This window comes from Thermoplasma sp. (genome assembly GCF_023256435.1).
Classification (GTDB): domain Archaea; phylum Thermoplasmatota; class Thermoplasmata; order Thermoplasmatales; family Thermoplasmataceae; genus Thermoplasma.
In genome coordinates this window covers 1-7,412 of the sequence record NZ_JAGDXM010000034.1, presented here as the reverse complement: position 1 = coordinate 7,412, position 7,412 = coordinate 1, and the positions used below count along the sequence as shown (strand labels likewise).

The 7,412-nt window shown below is 42.1% G+C and carries 8 protein-coding genes; 3 read left to right on the top strand and 5 right to left on the bottom strand.

Going from position 1 to position 7,412, the window contains the following annotated elements:
* Positions 1–190 precede the first annotated feature (190 nt).
* Positions 191–613 carry a hypothetical protein gene (locus Q0C15_RS04505; RefSeq protein ID WP_297216776.1) on the top strand — a complete coding sequence of 141 codons (423 nt, stop codon included), beginning with the start codon at positions 191–193 and terminating at the stop codon, positions 611–613.
* Positions 614–1,290: 677 nt separating this feature from the next.
* On the opposite strand, the gene Q0C15_RS04500 is transcribed toward Q0C15_RS04505, so the two are convergent.
* Together Q0C15_RS04500 and Q0C15_RS04495 are read right to left on the bottom strand one after the other, a co-directional pair.
* Positions 1,291–1,827 (bottom strand): hypothetical protein, encoded by a 537-nt coding sequence (locus tag Q0C15_RS04500; protein WP_297216773.1) that lies wholly within the window; start codon positions 1,825–1,827, stop codon positions 1,291–1,293.
* Complete coding sequence (locus tag Q0C15_RS04495) at positions 1,824–2,423, bottom strand: hypothetical protein (protein ID WP_297216770.1); 600 nt, start codon at positions 2,421–2,423, stop codon at positions 1,824–1,826. The genes Q0C15_RS04500 and Q0C15_RS04495 overlap by 4 nt, the downstream gene beginning before the upstream one ends.
* 263 nt (positions 2,424–2,686) lie before the next feature.
* On the opposite strand from Q0C15_RS04495, the gene Q0C15_RS04490 reads away from it, so the two are divergent.
* On the top strand, positions 2,687–3,781 hold the full coding sequence (locus Q0C15_RS04490) for an acyl-CoA dehydrogenase family protein (RefSeq protein WP_297216767.1): 1,095 nt from the start codon (positions 2,687–2,689) through the stop codon (positions 3,779–3,781).
* Between the two features lie 180 nt (positions 3,782–3,961).
* On the opposite strand, the gene Q0C15_RS04485 is transcribed toward Q0C15_RS04490, so the two are convergent.
* The 3 genes from Q0C15_RS04485 to Q0C15_RS04475 all read right to left on the bottom strand — a co-directional run bounded on the left by Q0C15_RS04485 (position 3,962) and on the right by Q0C15_RS04475 (position 6,915).
* Positions 3,962–4,555, bottom strand: a complete 594-nt coding sequence (locus Q0C15_RS04485; protein ID WP_297216764.1) for a hypothetical protein — start codon at positions 4,553–4,555, stop codon at positions 3,962–3,964.
* Positions 4,524–5,981 (bottom strand): alkaline phosphatase family protein, encoded by a 1,458-nt coding sequence (locus Q0C15_RS04480; RefSeq protein ID WP_297216761.1) that lies wholly within the window; start codon positions 5,979–5,981, stop codon positions 4,524–4,526. The genes Q0C15_RS04485 and Q0C15_RS04480 overlap by 32 nt, the downstream gene beginning before the upstream one ends.
* Positions 5,982–6,162: 181 nt before the next feature.
* On the bottom strand, positions 6,163–6,915 hold the full coding sequence (locus Q0C15_RS04475) for an exodeoxyribonuclease III (protein ID WP_297216757.1): 753 nt from the start codon (positions 6,913–6,915) through the stop codon (positions 6,163–6,165).
* A 91-nt stretch (positions 6,916–7,006) separates the two neighbouring features.
* Between Q0C15_RS04475 and Q0C15_RS04470 the strand changes: the two genes are divergently transcribed.
* Positions 7,007–7,363: a hypothetical protein gene (locus tag Q0C15_RS04470; protein WP_201796963.1), complete on the top strand. Its 357-nt coding sequence runs from the start codon at positions 7,007–7,009 to the stop codon at positions 7,361–7,363.
* Positions 7,364–7,412: the final 49 nt, after the last annotated feature.

The window sequence follows — 7,412 nt, the reverse complement described above, 5'->3', positions numbered from 1 at the left end:
CTCCGGCTCAAATTCACCCCGTCTTGCTTTGCAATCCACCCCTCTTTGAGCCTCCGCTGTTTACTATGTGCCCTCCGCTCGCCTGCACGCCGAGCACAGGACACATTATTCTCTCCTGCGGAATGCAATTCAGGTGAGAGGGCTTAAGGGGGCTAAATAATTTTAATAACAAATGATACATAGTGAGAGCATGTCAGATAACTTGAACAATTCCAAAATCGGAAGAAACCAGCTTGTATCAAACGAAGGGCTCTATTATGTATGCTATCAGCTCAGTAAGAGGGGGTGGAATGCTATGCCTACTTCCAGAAATGCAAGGGGAATAGATGTTTTGATCTATAACAGAGAAGGCACAAAAATGCACACAATTCAGGTAAAAGCACTTTCTGACAGAAGCCCGGCGCCGTTTGGGAGCAAACTTGACAATCTGATAGCAGAATATGTTTTCATAGTAAACAATCTCTCAAAGGAACCTAATCTCTATATTGTGGATACGCTAACAGCAAAGGGGTTGATCCATGAAGGAGAAAAAAACGGGAAGAAAAGTTATTGGTTTCAGCCAAACGATTATGAAAAATTCAAAGACAACTGGAGTATAATAGGCGAGAGTTGATTTGGTATTCACTTAAAACATTAATCAAATCCCGACCGGTCCACTGATCACAATCGAATTAGTTTATCTTGTTAATGAATTACGATATAATAACACATGAACTTCTGTTCCAGTAATCGATTATGGTGATTTCTATGATGCTAGAATAAGAAGTAAGACCACCACAAAGACCGATTTTACGTTAAAAGCGCTCAGAAGTATTCCATAATGATGTTTCCGAATTCATAACTGGAGTCACGCCATAACCTGCAGTTATCAACTATAGTGCCTCTCTATGCTGATTTGACATTATCATTAGCAGCGGCTCTGAGAATAGAATGGAAATGCATTTCATTCTACCCTCTTCCTATAAGCTTTGCCTGCGAATGCGACGGCCATAAACACATCAATAGAAGAAGTCATAATATAAGCCATATTAAAATTCAAGACTATTTAATGGTATCTTCATTATTTTATTTTTAATGTCTTCGATGATAAATTATCAGATATAAATGACCTCAAAAACCTCCTTGCTGGGATATATTTTTAAAAATTTTTGCTCTGATTGATCCTTAAAACGGCCAATTGGACGTTATTTCGATGTTATAATGTAAAGTTATTATTTTTAACGTTCTGATAAATAAATTTTCTAACATCAAAATTCCTCACATTATATTTTCATAATCAGCATGATAATTTTAAGAGAAAACAACAATGTAGGCCATCAGGCTGATCATTATGATCTGCAAAACAAGCTGCACAGAAGCCGTGATGGAAATGAGCCACAACTTTCTAGATATCAGCCCTTTGCTGGACTCATCATGACCATATATGAAAAACGCATTGGGAAGAATAAGAACGTAACTCAAGATAATCAGTACTGCCGATAGAATCAAGATAACCATGAAAAATAGATCCATAGAAAATATTCCCTCTCTCACTGCCAAAGCGTATCCAGCAACGGGTACAATAACAGAAACTGCAGGTATGAAGAACATGGTCATAGGCAACAATCTTTTACCTATGTAGTATCTTATATCGTCATCCATGCCGGAAATCACAATGAAAAATATGAAACCTAAGAACGCGTCGGTTCCAGTCCAGATAGCGGCCAGAAGCACATGCACATAATCAAGGATTAATATTCCTGGAAGACCCAGACCCATTAGAAGACCGATCGCCGGAATAACAACGGAAATAGATCCAGCCTTCAAAACATCCGCATTATGTTTCATATTGAGACACCCGTGGCGAAATGAGCCATCAGCATTATAATGGCCATCTGAAATACTACCTGAAGCAAAGAGAGCTTGAGATTAAACATGGTCAATCTTACGATTTTCTCTTGATTCTTTGCACCATGAAGAATTTCATCGTACACCCTCAATTCATTCGGCAAAAATATTCCGATGCCTTGAATGAAAAGCACTGCAGCTATGATCAGCGCCGCTATCATATATGATGATGAAAATGGAATTGAAAGATCCATTGCGAGATACACACCGGCCGTTATAGTTACTGCGGCAATGGACGGCATGAAGAACAGCATCGTAGGCGTCAGTCTCATTGATATCCTAGTTCTCTGTATGTTGTTCAGGCCCTTCATCACATATGCAAAGAAAAGACCAAGCACTAGATCCATGCCGGTCCAGATAGATCCAGCTAGAACATGAAAATATTCGAGCGTGTAGAAATTTCTGAAGATGAGTATTATTAAAAGAAGGATAGGAGGAATGAGAAGCATTGGCAATCCTCTCTTCATCGAAGACCATAAACTGAATCTATCGTCAAGAACCATGGAAAATGGTTCTGCCGTGCTGATATTGCTCATATGATCCTAAGCTGTTCATATTGATATTTTTATTGTAGCATTGATTTTTAAATAGTCTTGGTCCTGCTGCATGTTCATTTCCATTCGAGAGACAGTGGTCAGTGTCCATATGATACCAACAGACGCTAAACGGCAATCTTCATGCTATTCGATCGATAGCCATCAAATAAAAATCACAAATATGATAATAATTCATATTAAAGAAAAACAATAAATACATAATTGCAATTACTCAATAATAATGGTTTAAAAGTGATGAAAGCATGATGTGCCTATCAGAGGAACAGCAGATCCTCAGGGGAAGTATCAGAGATTTTGTGAAAAGATACGTGATCCCGAAGGAGAAGGATATAAGAAACGGCGATTTCCCAAGGGAAATATTCAAGAATCTGGGTAAGAATGGCTTCTTCAATGTAATGATACCGGGCTTCGGCGTTCAGGACAGCTATTCATACTCCCTTATAACAGAGGAAATAGCATCAGAATCGCCTTCGCTGGCTTGGATCTATGTGACGCATGTAGCAGCTGCCTATGCGTTATCCAAGCTGGGAAGCGAAGAACAGAGATCAGAATACGTTGAAAAGATGGCCGATGGCAGCCTCATCTCTACCATAGCCATAACCGAATCCGCATCTGGTGCAACAGCCGCTGCAGTTCAATCCAGAGCAGAAAAGGAAGGTGATCATTGGAGGATCAGCGGATCGAAGACCTTCATAACCATGGCATCGGAGGCTGACGTTTTTCTTATCATGGCACGATCGGGCAAGGATAAACCAGCTTTCACGGACTTCCTGATCAGGAGCGATGATGAAGGCTTCTCCAGATCGTCGTCCCTGTATGGAAGTGGACTTCCCGGCATTGGCTGGGGAGAAATAAACTTTGAAAATATGAGGATCGGACCGGAACGCGTGCTTGGAAATGAAGGTGAGGGGATAAAGATAATACCCACCATTGCCAAGGTTTTCACAATAGGTGCCGCATCCATATCGCTGGGCATAATGGATGCCATAAACGCGCGCGTCATGGAACACATCAAGGAGAGAAAGATAAATGGATCCGCGCTCATTTCATTCCAGTCCGTTCAGGACAAATTCATGCATATGTATGCAGACGCACAGGCAGCCAGTGCACTGATATACAGGGCCGCAATAAACGATGATATCAAACTCTCATATGCAGCAAAGTTGTTTGCCAGCGAGAGAGCCATAGAGAACGCAGTAGTTGCTTCGAAACTATTCGGTGCCAATGGTTACGATAGATCCGTGGGGATTCCGAAATACGCTGACGATGCACTTGCCGTACCGCTTCACTTCATAAACAATGACATACTGATCGGCCTCTTCACAAACTCGCTATAAGGCTGTAGATCAGCATCATGACTGTTTAACATTACAATTCTCTATTTTTGATCATACAAATTCATGAGGATCATCGAAAACCTCATGGCAATCTCATTTGAATCCCGATATAGTCTGGAACATAATATTCCATACTATTAACCTAGTTAAGAAAATATACAATATCATAGCTGTATAATTTCATCTGTTAATTTCTTTAATATCGTGCTCATGTGTTCCTATCAAGTTAGTTATCAAGATCAATGCAGCAAGGGCAATGGAAACGTATGCAAGCACGGAGAGCTGAACGGCGAGGTTTGTCTGCCCACTCTTCTCATATAATACAGCCACAGCAACCACCTCAAGTAGGAAAAGAATTGAAACGACTATAGGCATTGAAATGCCTCTGCCTCTCCTAGTGAGGAATCTTCCAGACAGATACCGTGATATCAATGCAAGCGGAGAGGTGACGAGAAAACTTACCATGCCCAGAAATGCATAATCAAGTACCATGTGCAGGCCATATATGATGAGGAATGCCAGAATGACTCCAAGCAGTGCTATGGAAAAGCTGAAAAGTGTGCTGTTACCCCTTAGATAATATCCCGCTATGGAGAAGATAAATGCACCCGGTATCAGTCCCTCCAGCAGTGGCACAAGCTGCCTGGGATCTCCTATCAGGTATATTATGTTGAATGCATAGGCTATGGCCAGAATGGTGAAACCAGCATATATAGAAAATACCATCATATAGAGTGCTTGTTCAATGCCTTCTGTTCCTTTCGTACACCTCACCTCCTATCCAGAATAGCACGGCACCAACCACAGCGATTATGATAAAGTAGGCCGGACTGTAGTAAAACGGCGTATAGGAAATATCATGTTCTATGAATATTCCATAATGCAGAGACGACAGAGTAACGTTGGACGCGCCTTCCCTGGAGTATGGTAACACACTGTAACTATACTGGGGTGCAAATGGAAACGCCCCAGAAAAATTATAATCGATCACCTTTGGATCAATTGAGAAATGCAAATTTGGTGGGAGATGTTGTTCACTCTGGAGATCTATGGGAGGTCTGGCCACATAGCCATTCTTATATGGCACGCTGAAATCGAACATATCAAGCGGTATATTGGATAGAGACACAAACTTGTTCAGTGCTGGAATTCCCCAGTTATAATCGATAAATGCTATGATCGATGTGTGCGTCATAACAGTATTAGAAACGTAATCTTCCTTCGCAAATGGCGATACCAGTATCATTGGAAGGCGCATGCCTAGCTGCACGCCATCCATCATCGGAGGATCGACCTGATCATAGAAACCGCCTGGATCATCATACGTTACGAAGATGGCCGTTGAGTTCCATGATGGACTCTCTTCTATCTGGTTGATCAGGTAAGCCAACCATATCTCTCCCTTTTCCACGTTGCTGGGCGGCGCCTGGCTGAATCCAGGTGGGCCCTCTGAGAAAACGTAGCTGACCGCCGGGAGCGAGTTATTTTGCGCCTCCGATATTAGATCAGACCAGCTCAGCAGATGTCCAGAATATTGATTCCAGTTTGAAATGTAGTGCTGCATGTTATCAAAGTTTCCTGTTGTATTGTTCTGAACATATATATTCCAGCTTATTCCGTAGTGAGACAGTTCTCCGAATATCGTCTCGCTCATTGGAAATGATGGGGGTGGGCCATAATCATTTATCACCGGTGAAAATCCTGCTATATAATACAGCGTATTGGGCGCACTTTCTGAGAGCTGCGGGGCAAAGTATCGATCAGCTATCGCATACTCGGATGCTATAGACCATTCAAGGCCAAGCTGATATGATGTGTAATATTCCATCGACTGTGGGCCGCTCCCATTGATGAAGTTGTTCATCTTTCCATGATTCCAGTCAAGATGGTAGGCTGTATATCCTTCAACTGGATCTGGGGTTGAGTAAACGCCATTGGGCACGGCCCTCAATTGGGAAAGGTGTCCCGTCCCAATCAGGTTCTCCGGCACCGTCATGTTTCTGATAATGCTCTCGTTCCATGAAGCATTGTCATAGGGATATATACCAAAGAAATTGTCAAAAGTGTGATTCTCGAATAGTACAGCTATTACATGCTTGATGGGTGTTTTGGTCTGAGAAGATGCCTGCGCACTTACTGCAGGTGATATCAGAGTGATCATGAATAATGATATGATCAAAATAACGATGACTCTGCGCATTGATATAGATTAAGAATAATATTTATTTAAATATTTTTGAAAACAAATATGCCTAGTATGCCAGAGGCGCGATCGGTTGATGCAAAAATGATCCTGAACCTTGAAAGCGACGAAAGGATACTGTGCGCCTAGTATCATATTCAGAATACATTATCGATATTGAAAAATATAAAAGATATGTTCAGAGATCCACTTCCAGCGTCACCGGCGCATGATCGGATCCGGTTACATTTTCCAGGATCTCTGCCTTTTTGACCTTATCCTTTATATCATCGCTCACGACGAAATAGTCTATTCTCCATCCTATATTCTTTGCTCTGGCGTTGAACCTGTAGGACCACCATGAGTAATGCCCGCCTTCCTTGACGAAGATCCTGTATGTATCGACGTATCCGCTGCTTAGGAATTTCGTCATCCAGTCCCTCTCCTGCTTTGTGAATCCGGCATTGTTCTCGTTGTCCTTTGGTCTGGCTATATCTATCTCTTCATGCGCCACATTGAAATCGCCGCATATGATCAGCGGCTTTTTCTTTCTCAGTTCATTAGCGTATTCGAGAAATTTTTCATCAAATTCAAGCTTCAGATCCAGCCTGGTTAGGCCATGCTGGGAGTTTGGGAAATAAACGTTGATGAAATAGAATTTTTCAAATTCGAGGTTCAGTATCCTGCCCTCCTCGTTCTCGAAACCATATGAAACTCCTAGTGGTTTCTCCTTCACGAGGCTCATGGTCCCGCTGTATCCTTTCTTCTTTGCTGGATTGTTGTAAAGGAAATAGCCAAGATGGTACATCTCTTCAGGCACATTCGTGCTGTCGGCCTTCGTCTCCTGCAGAGCAATTCCAAAATAATCGCCACCTGTGAAGACAGATACAGCACCATTTTTAACTGCGGCTCTAAGGCCGTTCACATTCCATGACAAAAATTTGTAAAGCATATTGACACTGTATCACGATCGCAGGACATTTAAAAATTTTTTACGCGAAAAATTAACAATTACTTTAAATTGATATAGCCTATCATTAGCTATGAAAATAGCAGCCGTAGTTGATGAAGAAAATAATTTGCAGCCACTGGATATGGGGAGTTCCATAATTCTGTTCGATGATGCCTCAAAGGAGATGAAGGAATACGAAAATCCTGGCTTTGCAAACCCGAGGGGCGGTAAGGAGATAGCCATGAGCGTTATACTGAGGCTCAAGCCAGACGCCATACTTGTGAGAGAGGGTTTTCTGTGCCCAGGATCGTACGGCATGTCAAGGGGCAGGATCAAATACATACCAGCGGAATCCGAGGATCTGCCTGAGAACCTTAAGAGCATCAGCAAGCTCAAGGATAAAGCCGTGGACGAACTCGATTTTTCCTTCTTCAGGGAGAACGAGTAATTCAAATGGACATAATCCGTCTCAAAGGCGGAGCCTTAAACATTTATCT